Origin of the sequence: Streptomyces sp. SID10853 (genome assembly GCF_010548145.1) — a bacterium.
Lineage (GTDB): Bacteria > Actinomycetota > Actinomycetes > Streptomycetales > Streptomycetaceae > Streptomyces.
This window is the reverse complement of record NZ_JAAGLN010000163.1, coordinates 1-15,821: the sequence shown is the minus strand read 5'-3', so window position 1 is coordinate 15,821 and position 15,821 is coordinate 1. Positions and strand designations below refer to the sequence as shown.

14 protein-coding genes and 3 pseudogenes are annotated in these 15,821 nt (G+C 69.2%); 9 read left to right on the top strand and 8 right to left on the bottom strand.

What is annotated here, in order from left to right:
- Window positions 1-185, top strand: a pseudogene (locus tag G3I19_RS25510) (polysulfide reductase); the annotation flags it as partial.
- Between the two features lie 38 nt (window positions 186-223).
- Here the strand turns inward: G3I19_RS25510 and G3I19_RS25505 are convergent.
- Window positions 224-697: a MarR family transcriptional regulator gene (locus tag G3I19_RS25505; protein WP_164266048.1), complete on the bottom strand. Its 474-nt coding sequence runs from the start codon at window positions 695-697 to the stop codon at window positions 224-226.
- A gap of 121 nt (window positions 698-818) precedes the next feature.
- Between G3I19_RS25505 and G3I19_RS25500 the strand changes: the two genes are divergently transcribed.
- Both G3I19_RS25500 and G3I19_RS25495 read left to right on the top strand, forming a co-directional pair.
- Window positions 819-1,421 carry a UbiX family flavin prenyltransferase gene (locus G3I19_RS25500; RefSeq protein ID WP_343235209.1) on the top strand — a complete coding sequence of 201 codons (603 nt, stop codon included), beginning with the start codon at window positions 819-821 and terminating at the stop codon, window positions 1,419-1,421.
- An 82-nt stretch (window positions 1,422-1,503) separates the two neighbouring features.
- Window positions 1,504-3,015 (top strand): UbiD family decarboxylase, encoded by a 1,512-nt coding sequence (locus tag G3I19_RS25495; RefSeq protein WP_164266047.1) that lies wholly within the window; start codon window positions 1,504-1,506, stop codon window positions 3,013-3,015.
- A gap of 71 nt (window positions 3,016-3,086) precedes the next feature.
- Here the strand turns inward: G3I19_RS25495 and G3I19_RS37700 are convergent.
- Both G3I19_RS37700 and G3I19_RS25485 read right to left on the bottom strand, forming a co-directional pair.
- Window positions 3,087-3,230, bottom strand: a pseudogene (locus tag G3I19_RS37700) (nucleotidyltransferase); the annotation flags it as partial.
- Window positions 3,231-3,578: 348 nt separating this feature from the next.
- Window positions 3,579-3,947, bottom strand: coding sequence for a hypothetical protein (locus G3I19_RS25485; RefSeq protein ID WP_164266046.1), 369 nt, complete (start codon window positions 3,945-3,947; stop codon window positions 3,579-3,581).
- Between the two features lie 1,114 nt (window positions 3,948-5,061).
- On the opposite strand from G3I19_RS25485, the gene ureA reads away from it, so the two are divergent.
- From ureA to G3I19_RS25455, 6 genes are read left to right on the top strand one after another with little or no spacing between them, the layout of a single operon-like run.
- Window positions 5,062-5,472, top strand: a complete 411-nt coding sequence (ureA, locus tag G3I19_RS25480) for an urease subunit gamma (RefSeq protein WP_164266045.1) — start codon at window positions 5,062-5,064, stop codon at window positions 5,470-5,472.
- A gap of 10 nt (window positions 5,473-5,482) precedes the next feature.
- A complete protein-coding gene (locus tag G3I19_RS25475) occupies window positions 5,483-6,082 on the top strand; it encodes an urease subunit beta (protein WP_164266044.1) in 600 nt (199 codons plus the stop codon).
- Between the two features lie 33 nt (window positions 6,083-6,115).
- On the top strand, window positions 6,116-8,017 hold the full coding sequence (ureC, locus tag G3I19_RS25470; RefSeq protein WP_164266043.1) for an urease subunit alpha: 1,902 nt from the start codon (window positions 6,116-6,118) through the stop codon (window positions 8,015-8,017).
- Between the two features lie 8 nt (window positions 8,018-8,025).
- The gene (locus G3I19_RS25465; RefSeq protein ID WP_164266042.1) at window positions 8,026-8,679 is read left to right on the top strand and encodes an urease accessory UreF family protein; all 654 of its coding nucleotides are present in this window, start codon (window positions 8,026-8,028) and stop codon (window positions 8,677-8,679) included.
- 25 nt (window positions 8,680-8,704) lie between these two features.
- Window positions 8,705-9,439, top strand: coding sequence for an urease accessory protein UreG (gene ureG, locus G3I19_RS25460; protein WP_203600170.1), 735 nt, complete (start codon window positions 8,705-8,707; stop codon window positions 9,437-9,439).
- A complete protein-coding gene (locus tag G3I19_RS25455) occupies window positions 9,436-10,314 on the top strand; it encodes an urease accessory protein UreD (protein WP_343235208.1) in 879 nt (292 codons plus the stop codon). Before ureG ends, G3I19_RS25455 begins: the two co-directional genes overlap by 4 nt.
- 496 nt (window positions 10,315-10,810) lie before the next feature.
- Here G3I19_RS25455 and G3I19_RS25450 read toward each other — a convergent pair whose 3' ends face one another.
- From G3I19_RS25450 to G3I19_RS25430, 5 genes and pseudogenes are all read right to left on the bottom strand, one after another.
- Entirely contained in the window at window positions 10,811-10,963 is a 153-nt protein-coding gene (locus G3I19_RS25450) for a hypothetical protein (RefSeq protein WP_164266040.1), read from the bottom strand.
- A gap of 89 nt (window positions 10,964-11,052) precedes the next feature.
- Window positions 11,053-11,931 (bottom strand): glycosyl hydrolase family 18 protein, encoded by an 879-nt coding sequence (locus G3I19_RS25445; RefSeq protein ID WP_239074815.1) that lies wholly within the window; start codon window positions 11,929-11,931, stop codon window positions 11,053-11,055.
- 238 nt (window positions 11,932-12,169) lie between these two features.
- Window positions 12,170-13,999, bottom strand: a complete 1,830-nt coding sequence (gene asnB, locus G3I19_RS25440; RefSeq protein ID WP_164266038.1) for an asparagine synthase (glutamine-hydrolyzing) — start codon at window positions 13,997-13,999, stop codon at window positions 12,170-12,172.
- Window positions 14,000-14,188: 189 nt separating this feature from the next.
- Complete coding sequence (locus G3I19_RS25435; RefSeq protein ID WP_164266037.1) at window positions 14,189-15,340, bottom strand: hypothetical protein; 1,152 nt, start codon at window positions 15,338-15,340, stop codon at window positions 14,189-14,191.
- Window positions 15,341-15,625: 285 nt separating this feature from the next.
- Window positions 15,626-15,821 (bottom strand): annotated as a pseudogene (locus G3I19_RS25430) (rhamnulokinase); the annotation flags it as partial.

Below are 15,821 nucleotides of genomic sequence, written 5' to 3'. Positions count from 1 at the left end.
TCCTCGGGCACCGCCACCGCGCCGCCGCGGTGGGCGGCGGCGCGCTGCTGCTCGCGGGCTCGGCCTGTACGCGGTTCGGTATCTTCGCCGCGGGAATCGCCTCCGCCGACGACCCGGCCTACACGGTGACACCTCAGCGGGAGAGCCTGCGGCGAGCGGAACCGGCGGGCGATCAGCGAACCTGAGGCGCTGCCCGCCCACCCCGCCGTCCCACCCCGTCGGCCTACCCCGTCGGCCCCTGGACCGCACGCCGCAGCAGCGCGAGGAACTGGTCGCGCTCCTGCGGGGAGAAGTGCGCCAGCATCCGGTCGCTCACCGCGACGACGGCCGGAGCGAGCGAGGTGGCCAGCTCCCGGCCGCTGCCGGTGATGCTCACCAGCTTTCTCCGTCTGTCGCTGTCGTCCTTCGCGATGTCCACCAGTCCCCGCCGGTGCAGACGGTCCAGCAGCGGCGCCACAGTCGACTTGTCGAGTTTCGCCAGCGCCCCGAGCATGCCCTGATCCATGGCACCGCGGGCGTGCAGCAGGCTCAGCACGGTGAATTGAGGCCCGGTGAGGTCCTGGTGGACCTGCTCGTACCAGAGGCGGGTGTGCACCTGGTTCAACTGGCGGGCCAGGGGGCCGAGACCGCCGATCGCGGTGAGCAGATCGCCGGAGTCCTGGTGCTGCTCCTGGTCCTGGTGGTCCTGCGATGACATGTCCCGCCGCCGTTCCGTCGAATCCGCCGCATTTTGATCAGGACGTACACGTACTATATCGTCGAGGAACTAGGACGTACACGCCATAACTGAGCGCGACGAAGAATCGGGAGGTGACGGCGTGAGACTCGTTGTCGCGATGACCGGAGCGACCGGTGCACCCCTGGGGATACGCCTGCTGGAGGCCCTCGGCGAGCTGGGGGTCGAAACGCACTTGGTCGTCAGCCGCTGGGCCCGCGCCACCATCGCGCAGGAGACCGGACACTCACTGCGCGATGTGCAGGCGCTCGCCTCGGTCTGTTACAGCCCGGACGACCAGGGGGCGGCGGTCTCCAGTGGCTCCTTCCGGGTGGACGGCATGGTCGTCGTGCCATGCAGCATGAAGACCCTGGCCTCGATCCGTACCGGCTGCGGAGAGGGCCTGGTCGGCCGGTCCGCGGACGTGATGCTCAAGGAGCGGCGGAAACTGGTCCTGGTCGCCCGGGAGACACCTCTGTCGGCTGTGCACCTGGAGAACATGCTGGAACTGACGCGGATGGGCGCCGTCGTCATGCCACCGGCCCCCGCGTTCTACAACCACCCCTCGACGATCTCCGATGTCGTCGAACACCTCGTCGCGCGTGTCCTGGACCAGTTCGGCCTGGACCTGCCCACCGCCCAGCGGTGGCAGGGCATGAGAACAGGTGCCCCTGCCCCACTGGCCCGGGACACCCACACGTCCTGACGCGCCCTCACCCACCGCCTCAGCAGTCGCCGTAGCGCGACGGGGGCCTCGGCCATCCATTCCGGACAAGAAAGGTCCCGCCATGACACAACACGGCAGCGCTCTCAACTTCCGTGATTTCGTCGAGGATTCACTCGCCGCCGGGGACGCGGTCGATATCCGGGAGCCGGTCAGCCCCACCCTGGAGGTCGGAGCCATCACCCGGCGCGTCTACGAGACGGGGAGCCCCGCCCCGCTGTTCAGCCGGCTGACCGAGGGCACGGCAGGCTGCCGGATCCTCGGAGCGCCCGCCGGTCTCAACGGCACGGGCCAGGGACGGTACGGCCGGCTCGCCGCACACTTCGGGCTGGAGCGCGAGACCGTACCGCGTCAGCTGCTGGAACGGCTCATCTCAGCCATGCACGCCGACCCCGTGCCCCCGCGGCCCGTGGAGGCGGGGCCGTGCAAGGAGAACGTGCTGACCGGCGATGACGTCGACCTGGAGCGGTTCCCTGTGCCGTTGCTGCACGAGGAGGACGGCGGCCGGTACTTCGGGACGTACGGCTTCCATGTGGTGCGCTCCCCCGACGGTCGCTGGACCAGCTGGTCGGTCAGCCGCACCATGCTCAACGGCAGGAACACCCTGGTCGGCCCGGCCATGCCGCAGCAGCACCTCGGCATGATCCACGCCATGTGGCGCGAGCGGGGGCTGCCGACCCCCTGGGCCATGGTGCTCGGCGCCCCGCCCGCAGCGCTTGGCGCGGCGGGTATGCCGCTGCCCGCCGGCGTCAGCGAGGACGGCTACGTCGGAGCCCTGACCGGCAGTGCGGTCGAGGTGGTCAGGACGGAGTTGCACGATCTCTGTGTACCGGCCAACGCGGAGATCGTCCTCGAGGGGTACATCAGCCCCGACGAGACGGCTCCCGAGGGGCCGATGGGCGAATATCACGGATACTCGTTCGCCGGGAGCAAGCAGCAGCCCGTCTTCCACGTCGAGGCGGTGACACACCGGGACGATCCCATCCTGCCGGTCTGCGTGGCGGGCCTCCCCCCGGAGGAGAACCACACCATCTGGGGCACCATGATCTCCGCCGCCGCCACGGACCTGCTGCGCTCCAGCGGCCTGCCCGTGGACCTGGCCTGGTGCTCGTACGAGGCGGCGACGTGCTGGATCGCCGTGTCCATCGACATCAAGCGGCTGGCACGGATGCGACTGAGCGAACGCCGGCTGGCCGACGCGGTGGCGGACGTCTTCTTCGGCTCGCACACCGGCTGGCTGGTGCCCAAGGTCATCCTGGTGGCGGACGACATCGACGTCACCGACATCAGCCAGCTGGTGTGGGCCCTGGCCACGCGTTACCACCCGGGCACCGGCGAGTACGTCTATCCGGACGCGCCGGGCATCCCGATGGTCCCGTACCTGACGCCGGACGAGGTACGTACGGGCCGGGGCGGCAAATCCGTCGTGAGCTGTCTGCTCCCGGAACAGTTCGAGGGCACCACCCGGGGCCGCACCGCGTCCTTCCGGCACTCGTTCCCCGAGGATCTGCGAGAACGGGTGGTGGCGAACTGGGCCGGATACGGATTCCCTCCGGACGGACCGACGACGGCCTGACGGCTCGGCAGAGAGGAGAGCGTCGGCCCGGCGGCTGGTCCACTCCGCCGTGGCCGGGGCGGGATCGACGTAGCGATCAGGTCGAGGCCGCTGCGGCCCCGTTGGTAGTCGCTCCCGGCCAGCACCCCGTGCGCCCACACCGAGACCAGCAGCAGGGCGGGGCGGAGATTCGCCGACGAAGCGGCCGACGAACGGCCGGTGGCCTCATCGGACATGGGGACAGTCTGCGTCACATGGCAGGGACGTGGGCCTGAAATCGTCGGAAGCCTGCCGGTTCCGGTGCGGTTCCGACTTCGCCGCGTGCTGCGTCAGCGGCCTGAACGGCTGCCGCGGGCGACGCCGAACCGGGCCAATGAACTGCTGAGTGCGGACTGGACGCTGCACGATCTGCGTCACCCCGCCGCCTACCGGATGGCCTGACCCGCACCTGGCGCTGACTGACGTGCAGTGGGTCCTGGAAGACGCGCACTTGAGCACCACGCAGCTGTACGTCAACCTCTCGGGAATTGCATCGGAAGGGATCGAACTAGTAAACGTGCAGGTAGAGGTGGTGAGTTGCGCTGTCATGCGAGCGGGGTAGAGAGTTTGCCCGTCAACGACCAACGCGAACGCACCTGATGGGATTCCCGGGGCATGGCATAAGTCAACGATGCGTGAGTCCGGAATCCGGCCCCCTTCTCGCGCTGCGCGATTCCGGGCACCTTCTCCATCGCCATGCGAACCCGGCCGTTGGGCTCGGCCATGCCGCCCTCCGGATAGACGGCAATCGTGACCGTAGTGACGCAAGGCCACACCGGGCCGAGCTGGACCTGGAACGGCTCCGTGCTGACCAGCTCTTCGCACCGGGTGCCCCACAATCCGTCCAGTTGGCCGTCGTCGATCGCGTGATGGACGCCCTGGACCGTGGAGTGCAGCCACTCCACGGGGATCACGCCGAGCTTGTCGCCGCACTCGGGGCGTACTCACGGAACTCGGGGTACTCCCCGAGCACAACGAGGGCGTGGGGTAGGAGCCTCCGCACCGAGCACCGGAACTCCGGCCCTGGTGGAGGGGCCTTGTCCGCTGGCTCCGTGTCGTCACCGATGCCTGGGGGTGATGTCACCAGCCAGAACAGCCCAGGCCTGCTGCGGCGCTGCCACGCTTTCCGGCTCGTGCAACGCAATGCCAGAGGACCGCTGCATCGGGTGAAAATTAGCGAACACCCGTCGACCGAGGCCGGTGCACGTTGAAGGCGAGCATTTGCCCTGCAACCGCTGCATCCCGTAGATGACCTCGAATTTCCTGGAAGCGGGTGTTCACCCTTCCCGAGGTTCGGCATCCCTAGTCATACATCTGCAAAGCAGATGTATGACGAATTGCGCCGCAGAGAGTGCAAATGCCGCTCTATAGTGCGGGATTGTCTGGTTGCTACTGGAGGGCCGCCGTCTCGTGATTCAAGACGTTGTCGGCATGCGCTAATGCAGGGAGAGGTCTTCGCATGACGTCCGTACGCGGCTCAAGCGGGTGCTGGGGAACCTTCCTCTTGGGAGCGCAACCGGCCGGGATTCCGGCCCTGCCGTGGGGCTCCGCAGCCACGAGTGGTTCAGGGCCGGAATGACCCACCGCTGCGGCAGCATCGGAAGTCAGCAGCGAGGCGCGATCGTATGGACCACTCGGCGCGCGGGGCTTGCCCTGACCGTCAGCACCCCGGATTTCCGCCCTGGCCCGTTGTGCGTCGTGCCCTTGGCGCCTCTGTTCTCGGCTGTGGCAGTCTGCCCGGCTTCAGTCCTGGCGGTGCGGCCACGCGTTCCTGCTGGGCGAGGTCACCTCACCGCCCGACACCCCACCGCAGGACGTCTGTTGAGAGGTGTCGGCCTGGTCGCCGTCCGGCTGGCCCGGGGGACATACGGCACCGCACCCCTGCAGGAGTTCCGCAGACAAGCCCTACGTACTGCCCGGCCCGAGTGCCGGCGGAGCCGTCCTGGCGGCCCGACTCGGCGCCAGGGCTGCGCGAGCGCCCTGATCCGCCTGGGGTCAGGACGCCATCACCACCATCGAGGAGCACGGATGCACCTGATTCCCTCAGAGCAGGAGAAGCTGCTGCTGAGCGTGGCCGGGATGCTCGCCAGCTACCGCAAGGAGCGCGGCATCAAGCTGAACTACCCCGAGGCCGTGGCCTACATCAGCTGCTGGGTCATCGAGGAAGCCCGGGCGGGCAACTACACAGTCGACCAGATGATGAGCGATGCCCGCTGTCCCCTGAAAGACCGGCAGGGCGACACCCGGGGCGAGGGGGAGAGCGTTCTCCTGCGTGCCGACGTGATGGAGGGCGTGCCCGAGATGCTCGACATCCTCCAGGTCGAGGCGACGTTCCCCGACGGCCGCAAGCTGGTCACCCTCTACAACCCCATCCGCGGCCCGAAGCCCGTCACAAGGCCAGACCCGAAGCCCGTCACGAAGCCCGTTCCGAGCAGCTGAGGTCGAATCCATGCCCTACTTCCAGCCGCTGTCCACGAAGCCCGAGCCGCCCGTGTACGCGGTCAGCCAGCCAGTTCCCAGGCCGCCCGGTCCTGGCCTGAGGCTCGAAGAGCCCTTGCCCAAGCCCTCTTCCCTGGATCCGGGCACGGTCCACGCCTTTTCCCAGTACGCGGTGGGAGGCGTGTGGGTCAGGGATCCGGATGCGAACCACGAGCTCAACTCCCAGGGCGCCAAGGCCGTTCTCTACGTGATCAACGTCGGTGACCGCGACATCCAGATCGGTTCGCACATCCATCTGGCCGACGCCAACGAGGACCTGTTGTTCTTCGTTGACAAGGACGCTGCCGCTCAGGCCGAACGGGTCCTGACGGCCCGTCATCTATCGCGGCCCGAGCAGATCGCCGAGGCCCGACGGTTCGCGCACGACCGGTCGAAGACGCCGGGAAGGGCCCCTTGGGGTTTCCGTCTCGATGTGGCTCCGGGGGATTCGAAGCGGTTCAGCCCCGAGCACGCCCCCAGCGACAAGATCGAGGTCGTGGAGATGGGCGGGAACCGGCGCGTTCCGGGCCTGCGCAAGGACAAGCCGGCCGGCGACGTCGACCTCGACTGACCGGGCCCTCGCACACCCAGCTGGAGGAGAGAAATGACGATCATCACCCGCGGGAACTATGCGAAGTCCTACGGCCCGACCGTGGGCGACCAGGTCCGCCTGGGCGACACCAACCTCTGGATCGAGGTCACCCACGACCTGACGTTCGGCGGCGACGAGGCGGTCTTCGGCGGCGGCAAGACCATCCGCGAGTCGATGCTGCAGGGCACCACCACCAGCGGGGAGGGCGCACCTGACACCGTGATCACCAACGTGGTCGTCCTGGATGTCGCCCCCGCCCAGGACCTGGCAAGCCTCGTCGCGGGTGAGAGTGCCGGCAAGAACGCCATCGTGCGTGCTGACGTCGGCATCAGGGAGGGCCAGATCGTCGCGATCGGCAAGGCCGGGAACAGCGATGTCATGGCTGGGGTCACCCCCGGGCTGGAGATCGGGCCTTCCACGGACGTGATCTCCGGCGAGGGCAAGATCCTCACCGCCGGGGCCGTCGACACCCACGTGCACTACATCTCCCCGTCCGCCGTCACGGAGGCTCTCGCTACGGGGACGACCACCCTGGTCGGCGGCGGTGTGGGCCCATCCGAGGGGTCCAAGGCGACCACCGTGACCCCCGGCCCGCAGCACCTGGTGAACCTGCACCGCAGCTTCGACGACCTGCCGGTCAACGTCATGCTGCTGGGCAAGGGCAACACCGTCAGCGAGGACGGTCTGGACGAGCAGGCGCTGGCGGGTGCCGGAGGCTACAAGATCCACGAGGACTGGGGAGCCACCCCGGCGGCTCTGGACGCCGCGTTGAAGGCCGGGGAGAAGTGGGGCCTGCAGGTCGCCCTGCACGCCGACTCCCTCAACGAGGCCGGCTTCAGCGAGACCACCCTCGACGCCATCGACGGACGCGGCATCCACGTCTTCCACGCGGAGGGCGCCGGTGGCGGGCACGCCCCCGACATCCTGAAGGTGGCCGCCAAGGAAAACGTCCTGCCCGCTTCGACGAACCCGACGCTGCCGTACACGGTGAACACCGTGGCCGAGCACATCGACATGCTGGCCTCCGCCCACCACCTGGACCTGGCCAACCCGAACGACCAGGCGTTCGCCGACTCCCGTATCCGCTCCACGACCATGTTCGCCGAGGACGTACTGCACGACATGGGCGCGATGTCCATCACCTCATCCGACGCCCAGGCCATGGGCCGCATCGGCGAGGTCGTGACCCGTACCTGGCAGGTCGCACACGTCATGAAGGAGTGGAGCCACAAGACCTTCGACGGGGACGCGAACTTCTTCTACGGGGACGAGCGGGGGGAGGGCGACAACGCCCGCGCTCTGCGTTACGTGGCCAAGTACACGATCAATCCCGCCATCGCCCACGGTGTCGACGAGTACATCGGCTCGGTGAAGGCGGGGAAACTGGCCGACCTCGTGCTGTGGGACCCGAGGTTCTTCGCCGTACGGCCCGAGGTGGTCATCAAGGGCGGCGCCATGGTGCTCGGCAATCTGGGAGACCCGAACGGTTCGGTGTCCACCCCGCAGCCCACCTTCCTGCGCCCGGCGATGGCCCACGCGATCGCCTCCCAGGTGTCCTACGCGTTCGTCTCGGACAAGGCCCTCAACCCGCCCGGCGGCGCTGACCCGTACAGCGCGGTGAAGGGCAAGGGCGTGTTCAGGGACTCGCTGAAGGCCACCCTCGGTCTGCGGCGTGAGCTGAAAGGGGCCAAGCCGGTCAGGAGCGTCACGAAGAGGGACATGGTCTTCAACGACAAGTGCTTCAAAATCGACATCGACCCCACCAAGTTCACGATCGCACTGGAGATCCCGGGGGTCGACCCGGCGCGGGGACACAAGCTCACGGAGCACACGGACCTCAAGGGGTTCTGGTACCTGGACCAGCCGCATCCGCCGCGGAATCTGCCGCTCACCCAGCGCTATCTGCTCTTCTGAGGCGCCCCGTGAGCACCTCTTCACTTCTGCTCGCCCTGTTGGGCGACGCCCGGCTCCCGTCCGGTGGGCACACCCAGTCCGCCGGTCTGGAGCCGGCCCTGCGGGCCGGCACGGCACCGGCCGAGGTTCCGGCCTATCTGCGCACGCGGCTGCGCACGGTCACCCGTGTCGAGGCCGGAACCGCCGTCGTCGCAAGGGCGGTGGCAGCCGGCGGCGGAGACCTCGGCGAGGTCGAGGCCGCCTGGGCCGCCCGGACCCCCAGCCAGGCACTGAGAGCCAACGGGCGGCGCCTGGGGCGCGGGTACCTGCGGGTCCTGCAGACGCTCTGGCCCAGTCCCCTCGACGCCGGCGCACCGGCCTGGTCACGCCCGGTCGTACTGGGCCTGCTCGCCCACCGCGCCGCGTTGGACCCCGCCGACCTGGCCCGCCTGATCGGCTACGACGACGTCCAGACCGGGGCGGCGGCCTTGCTCAAGCTAGTGCCGCAGGACCCGCTGCTCGTCACCGCGTGGGTGAACGGCCTGCTGCCGGACATCGAAGCGATGGCCGGTCAGGTCGCCCACCTGGACACCCCCGAACAGATCCCTGCCCATGGCGCTCCACTCATCGAGCGCTGGGCCGAGACCCACGACACCACCACAGAAAGACTCTTCAGTGCCTGAGAACACCACCGCTCCCACCCGGGCCATGCGCCTCGGCGTAGCCGGTCCCGTCGGCACCGGCAAGAGCTCGCTGATCGCGATGCTGTGCCAGGCACTCTCCGGGGAACTGCGCCTGGGCGTCATCACGAACGACATCTACACCGACGAGGACGCGCGTTTCCTCAAGAGCGCCGGGGTACTGGACCCCGAGCGGATCCGCCCGGTGGAGACGGGCGCGTGCCCGCACACGGCGATCCGCGACGACGTGACCGCCAACCTGCTGGCGGCAGAGGACCTGGAGGCCGACTTCGGCTCTCTGGACCTGGTCATCATCGAGTCCGGCGGCGACAACCTCACCGCGACCTTCTCCCCGGCCCTGGTCGACGCCCAGTTGTTCGTCCTGGACGTCGCCGGCGGCGGTGACGTCGTACGCAAGGGCGGTCCCGGCATCGCCCGCGCCGACCTGCTCGTGATCAACAAGACCGACCTGGGCGAGCATGTGGGCGTGGACGTCGAGCGCATGGCGCGCGAGGGCCGTGAGGCCCGCGCCGACGGCCCGGTGGTCGCACTGTCCCGGCACGACGCGGCGTCCATCCGGACGCTGACCGGCTGGGTCCGCGAAACTCTCGCCCACTACCGCACCGGCGACCACACCCCCGTCGACCCCGGCCCGATGGCCCCGCACTTCCACGCCGGCCAGGACGGTCATCTGCACACCCACGCGGACGGGACCACCCACGCGCACGACCAGGCTCCAGCGGAAGCCGGGCAAGGCGCGTGACCGGCCCGACCTGCCTGAGTGTCACGCCCGGGGCAAGTCGCAGCCACCTGCGCCACGCGACCGGGCACCTGACGGTCCGGACCATCGAACAGGACGCCGACGGGGCCAGGGTGGGGCTGATCGCCACCCGGGCGCTGCTGCTGTCCGGGGACGACGTCCGCATCGAGGTGGACGTCGCTCCCGGTGCCTGGCTCGACGTGGTGGAGGCGACCGGCACGGTCGCCTACGAAGGCGACGCCCCGTCGTCCTGGACCATTGACGCCGACGTGGGCGACGGAGGCGTCCTGACCTGGGCGGGCATGCCGTTCGTGGTCTCGGACGAGATCGCCACCCACCGCGGCGCGCATATCCGGCTGCACGGCACCGGCAAGGTGCTGACGCAGGAGAAGTTCGTGCTGGGGCGCGCCGGGCAGACAGGCGGGGATCTGTCCACGTCCCTGGACGCGCGCGACGACACCGGGCCGCTGCAGGTGGAATACCTGGACCTGGGACGGCAGGCCCGTCAAATGCCAGGCGCCTTCGGAAACCTGCGCTCCATGGACACGGTCACCGCCCTGGGGTGGACGCCCGAGCAGTTCGGTGAGCCGGACGCGGGCAGCACCGGGCCCGGAGAGACCTATTTTCCCCTGAACAGGTCCGGGGCCGTGCTGCGGTGGATGGGAATCGGCCGGTTCCGTGACGAGCTGTGCGATCCCACCTTCGAAGCCTGGCGCGAGGAGGCCATGCGCGCCTACCGGCGCCGGCGCACCGCACGGCGCCTGCGCCGGGGAGCAGAGCCCCGTCGCGGAGAAGACGGTCACGGCCCGGCGGGGGCCGTCACGGCATCCGCGGCCGGGCAGGACGTACACCAGCGGTCCGTGGCGCCTTCCGCCTGATGCCTCGAACCGCCCCAGACATCCGGCTTGCGGGCGCGGGCGGTCGCGCGCCCTGAGAACAAAGACGAATGCCCTACCCCGTGGGCGCACTCTGGTTGCAGTCACTCCTGTCCCCCGCCGCACAACCGAGCAAGAGGCCCCAGACGCACCCCGCAGGACACCCGACGAACGCTTTTCGAGAGCATTCAATCGGAGCGTTACGCTGACCGGGCTGTTCGGCGATTTCCGATACCCGACAGGCCCGACGAACTCAGCGACAATACCGGCGCCATTCACATCCTCGAGCGCATCTACAACAGCGGTGACCGCCAGCAGAATTGGGCCCACGCCGGAATCGCACAGTGCTGGAGGCGTTCAACGTCCTGCCGACCTCGTAGCTTTCGCTTTTGCCCCCTTAGGCCACTGCCGTCGTGGTAGACAGCTCGATCGTCCCGTCCAAGGGTGTCCGCAACGTCGGGCGGGCCGGAGCTCCTGTCTGGGAAGACACCAGCCTGGATCACGCTGCTCCGGTCGCGACCCTCAACCGGTTGGCGAACTGGGGCAGAGAGACCTCCATGGTCACCACCGGCTCTCCGACACCGACCACATCTTCCAGGTCTTCACCGGCACCAACGGCAACCTTGGTGAAGGGTGCGCCGTCCGCCTCCATGCCGACCGTTATGTCGCCGGTGTGTCCGAGAACAGGTGACGCTGCCGCCCCGGGGAACATCGGCTGGCCGGCGGCTCACGCGTCGTGCCCTACATCGCGGCGGACATGTTCGCGGCCCACTCCCAGGGGGCCGCCGTTCCGCCCGGGTCCGAGTTGAAGTACTCCCAGCCCGCCACTCCCCCGAAGTCGCTGTATTTGCCGGACAGTTGGGAGACGGTCGACTTGAGGGTGTCCATGGGTACGTATCCGCTGCCGCAGTTGGCCGCGTTGGTGAGGGTGCCCGCCACCACCTTGCCGGCCGGGACGACTCCGTGGTTCACGATGGCCTCGTAGCCGCTGGTGTCGTCCAGCGAACCCCAGCCGCAGTAGAACTGGGCGTTGAACCAGCTGATGGACGATCCCCGGTCGCGGTAGAGGGCGTCGTAGCCGAACCCGGAGAGGTTCCCTCCGCCGTTCAGGGCAGTGGCGACGGGGGCCAGCGTGACGAGGAAGCCGGCGCCGAAGTCGCTGTGCAGCTGGTCGATGAGGCGCTCGATGCCGGCGAGTGACATCCCCTCCTCCACGTCGAGGTCCAGACCGTCCAGGTGGTGCGTGGAGACGACGTTCTTCAGCTTCGGGTAGTACGTGTCGAAGTCGCTGTCCAGGCGCTGGAAGCTGCCCGCCGCGGCGCCGCCGACCATGCCCAGTACGTGGACGCCCTTGCCCTGCATCGCTGCCAGGTCGCTCCACATCGGATCGAACTTGGCGTCGTCGGGCGACGTGTCATTGAGCGAGACGCTGCCGCCCTCGTTGAGGTGGATCGCGCCGACCACCACATCCGTCACACCCGTGTCGTGGTCGGTCAGCCCCTTCGGGGACACGTACGAACCGTTGGCGAACTGGGTCTGGTAGTAGACGACGACATGGTGATCCGTCGCCGCCTGCGCGGGCGCGGCGGTCATCAAGGGTGCCGCCAGGCCGACGGCCATCGCACAAGACAACGTTGTCAGCAGCTTGGTCAAGCGCATCGCGTGTCTCCTCTGTGGGGGGTCAAGTGGGGACGGCCATGAAAGCGCCTTTCGGCCCGGCCCACAAGGCCCCAACCGGATTTCGGGGCAGCCGACTCGAGCCGGGATCGCGCTCAGCCGCGGCGCCGCCGCACCGGACCCCCGGGGCTCCTCCACCAGGACGGCCGGCCTGATGGAAGAGCCCCGGGGGCCGGACCGCTCAGCCCAGCCTGATGGCCGGCTTGTGCTGGTCGAACCAGGTGGCCAGGTCGAGCGCCCTCTCCAGGTGGGAGCGCTGACGGGTGGTGATCGTCGCCCCGTCCGCCTTGGCGGCCTCCTGGAGCCGCGTGCGGTGGCACAGGTCAAGCGCCGGGTGGCCCGAGGTCAGCAGGTCGGACGCCTGCGACTGGATCGCCGACACGTAGTTGGGGTCGAAACTGCCGGGGTAGCCGCTCTTCTTGCGCTGCACCACCGAGTCCGGCAGCAGGTCGCGCGTGGCCTCGCGCAGGATGCTCTTCTCCCGGCCGTCGAACGTCTTCATCGACCACGGGGTGTTGAAGACGTACTGCACCAGCCTGTGGTCGCAGAACGGCACCCGGACCTCCAGTCCCACCGCCATGCTCATCCGGTCCTTGCGGTCCAGCAGGGACTGCACCATACGGCTCAGATGCAGATAGCACACCTGCCGCATCCGCTTCTCCAGGCCGCTCTCCCCCTCCTTGAGCGGCGCCTCGGCCAGGGCCGACGTGTAGCTGTCGTGCAGATAGGCGTCGAGTTCCAGGCTGTGGGCGAGGTCGTCGGACAGGGCTCCCGTCAAGTCGATCGGCGAGTCCCCGGCCAGCCAGGGGAAGGTCTCCGCCTGCCGGCGCTCGTCGTGGAACCACGGATAGCCGCCGAACACCTCGTCGGCCGACTCACCGGACAGGGCGACGGTGGACTGTTCACGGACCGCCGCGAACAGCAGGTAGAGGGAGTTGTCACGGTCACCGAGCCCGATCGGCAGGTCGCGCGCGCCGACCGCGGCGCGTCGTACGGCCGGGTCGGACAGCGCGGCACCGTCCAGCATGATGTCGCTGTGGTCGCAGTCGATGTGCTCCTTGACCGCGTGCACGAACGGGGTGTCCTGTGTCGGGCTGATGTCCATGGCCCGGAAGTTCTTCTCCTGGTCCGGGAAGTCGACGGCGAAACTCCGTACGGTCTCGCCCTGCGCACCGAGCTGCTTGGCCGCCAGAGCGGTCATCGCGGAGGAGTCGAGCCCGCCGGAGAGCAGGGAGCAGCGGGGCACGTCGGCCACGAGCTGGCGGGCGATGATGTCCTCCAGCAGGTCCCGCACATGTCCGACGGTGGCGTCCTGGCTGTCGGTGTGCTCGGTGGCCTCCAGCTGCCAGTAGGCGTGCTCGCGCAGCCCGTTGCGGTCCAGGACCGCCACATGGCCGGGCTTCAGCTCCCGCATGCCCTCCCAGATCGCGGCACCGGGCGTCTTGGCGAACGAGAAGATCTCCCGCAGCCCGTCGCCACCCACGAGGGCCGGAGCCAGCGGGTTGGCCAGAATGGCCTTGGGCTCCGATCCGAACAGCACTCCGTCGTCGGTCTCGTAGAAGTAGAAGGGCTTGATGCCCATCCGGTCACGGATCATGACCAGCTTCTCCGTCCGCGGATCCCAGATCGCGAACGCGTACATGCCGTTGAGCTTGGCGGCCAGCTCCTCGCCCCACTGGAGGTAGCCCCGCAGCACGACTTCGGTGTCGGAATCGGTCTCGAAGCGGTGCCCGTTGCGGCGCAGCTCCTCGCGCAGCTCGGTGTAGTTGTACGCCTCACCGGAGTACACCATCGCGACCGTGCCGTTCTCGGTGCGCGCCTCCATCGGCTGGGCGCCGCCGGGAAGGTCGATGACGGCGAGCCTGCGGTGGCCGAGTGCGGCCCGCGGTGTCAGCCAGGCCCCCTGGGCGTCAGGACCGCGGCAGGTCATCGTCTCGGTCATGGCATCGACCGTTTCCCGATGGGCAGTCAGGTCGCGTCGGTAGGAAACCCATCCAGTTATGCCGCACACAGGGGACAACCTCTCCGTGGGGGGAATTAGGTGTAAGCACCATCTCTCTTCTGGTGGTCGCTCCACCACCCACAGCAACTGCCCGGCGGAGTGTGGTTTCTCACCGGTAAACTCTTGTTAAGTTTGGGTTTCGGACGGGGTGTTGCCGGTGGCGCACGCTTCTGCCGGACGGGGACGTCGGCTCGCGTCCTACTTGTTGGGGGTACGGAAGCGGCCCAGCGCCTTGGTGAGCGCGCCCAGCGGCGAGCCGTCCGTCCTGGCCTGCCCCGGGGCCGGCGGCAGGGGCGCACCGCCGCCGTCGGCCGCCTGGGCCAGTGCCGCGTGCGCCGACTCGGCCGCCTCCCGGTACAGATCACGGGAGTTGGTCATGGCTTCGAGCGCCTCGGCGTACTTGGCGACCATGCCCTGGGCGTGGACCAGTTCCTCGTCCGGGGTGAGCAGGTGCCAGCCCTGGCGCAGCCGGATCAGCGCACGCTCCGCTTCCTGGGACAGAGGCCGCGGCAGTGCGGCGAACTCCCTGATCTTGGCCAGGAGTTCGGTCGGCACCGAGCCGTCGAGGAAGACATTGCGCACCGTGAAGCGCTCCGCGTCGTACTCCGGGCCCTGCGACGCCATGGGCAGGATGACGGCGCCGCCGCGCGGCATCCGCACGCCGAACTCCCGCTTCATCGCGACGTCGGCGATCTGGGCCTGCTCCGGTGTGGCCCGGTGTTCGACCACCCGGTGCCGCAGGCTCGGCGGCAGGAACGCCGCCACCGGCCGCTGCCCCCGCGCGTCCGGCGTCATCGCCTCATGCACCACGACATGGACGAACGGGCTCTGCCGGGTGCAGTCCCGCAGCCGGTGGCGCAGCTCGCCGTCGTCCTTCGGCAGGTGGTTCGTCGTCCGCAGCCGCACTCCGGGCACCATGTCGTGGTCCCAGGCGACCTGGTCGCTGTCCGGCCAGAACATGGTGGCGGGCGAGGGCCAGTCCGCCTCCCACGGCCGCTCGGCCTCGGCGGCGAGCACCCAGGTGACGCCCTCGCCTTCCTTGCGCCGGCCTTCCGGGTCGTACGTGGTCAGTTGCGCACGCACCGTGACGTCGTCGCCCGCGCGCCAGCGGGCCTCGAAGAGGCGGCGGGCCGAGGGGCCGGGGTCGGCGGACGCGTCCTTCGGGTGCAGGGCGGTGGAACGTGCCGCCTCGACGGGGTCGAGGTCCAGGAAGTCATCAAGCACCCCGGCCGCCTTGAGGGCGATCAGGTTGCGCCGGACGTCCTGCTCGGGCTCGGGGCCCAGGTGGCGCCCTCGCCCCAGCCATGCGGTGTCCGGGACGGGGGTCGATGAGCTGCTCTTCTTGGCCATGGAATCGTTCTGCCGGGGGTCGGGGCCCGACCATGGTGGTCTGTGGGCCTGTCGATGGAAGGTACCCCGTTCGGGCTTCCTCACGCTCGGCAGTCGGCGCCGAGCGTGCGGGAATGATCTTCCGCCGGGCCTGATCCGCTCCCCCGGCCGGGCGCGACCGCGCACACCGGTGGGCAGCGGTACGCCGGACCTGGGCCGCGCCCGCCCGTACACACACGGCGGTCACAGGCGGTGACCTCCGGGGCTGGGTCCGGGCCGGAGGGAGTGCGGAAGGTGTTCGACGGGTCACCGGTCGTGCACCCGCCGTTCGGCCGCGCACCACGCCGTGGCGTTGCCCCGCGGTTCGTAGCGTGCCAACGGCTGGGTCGCGGCGAGGAGTTCACGCATGGCGGCACGGTCACCGAGCAGCCGGTGGGCGCGCGCCTGCACGAGCGCGTTGCCGAGCGCGGCGGCCTCGGCCGGCCCCGCCACCACCGGCAGG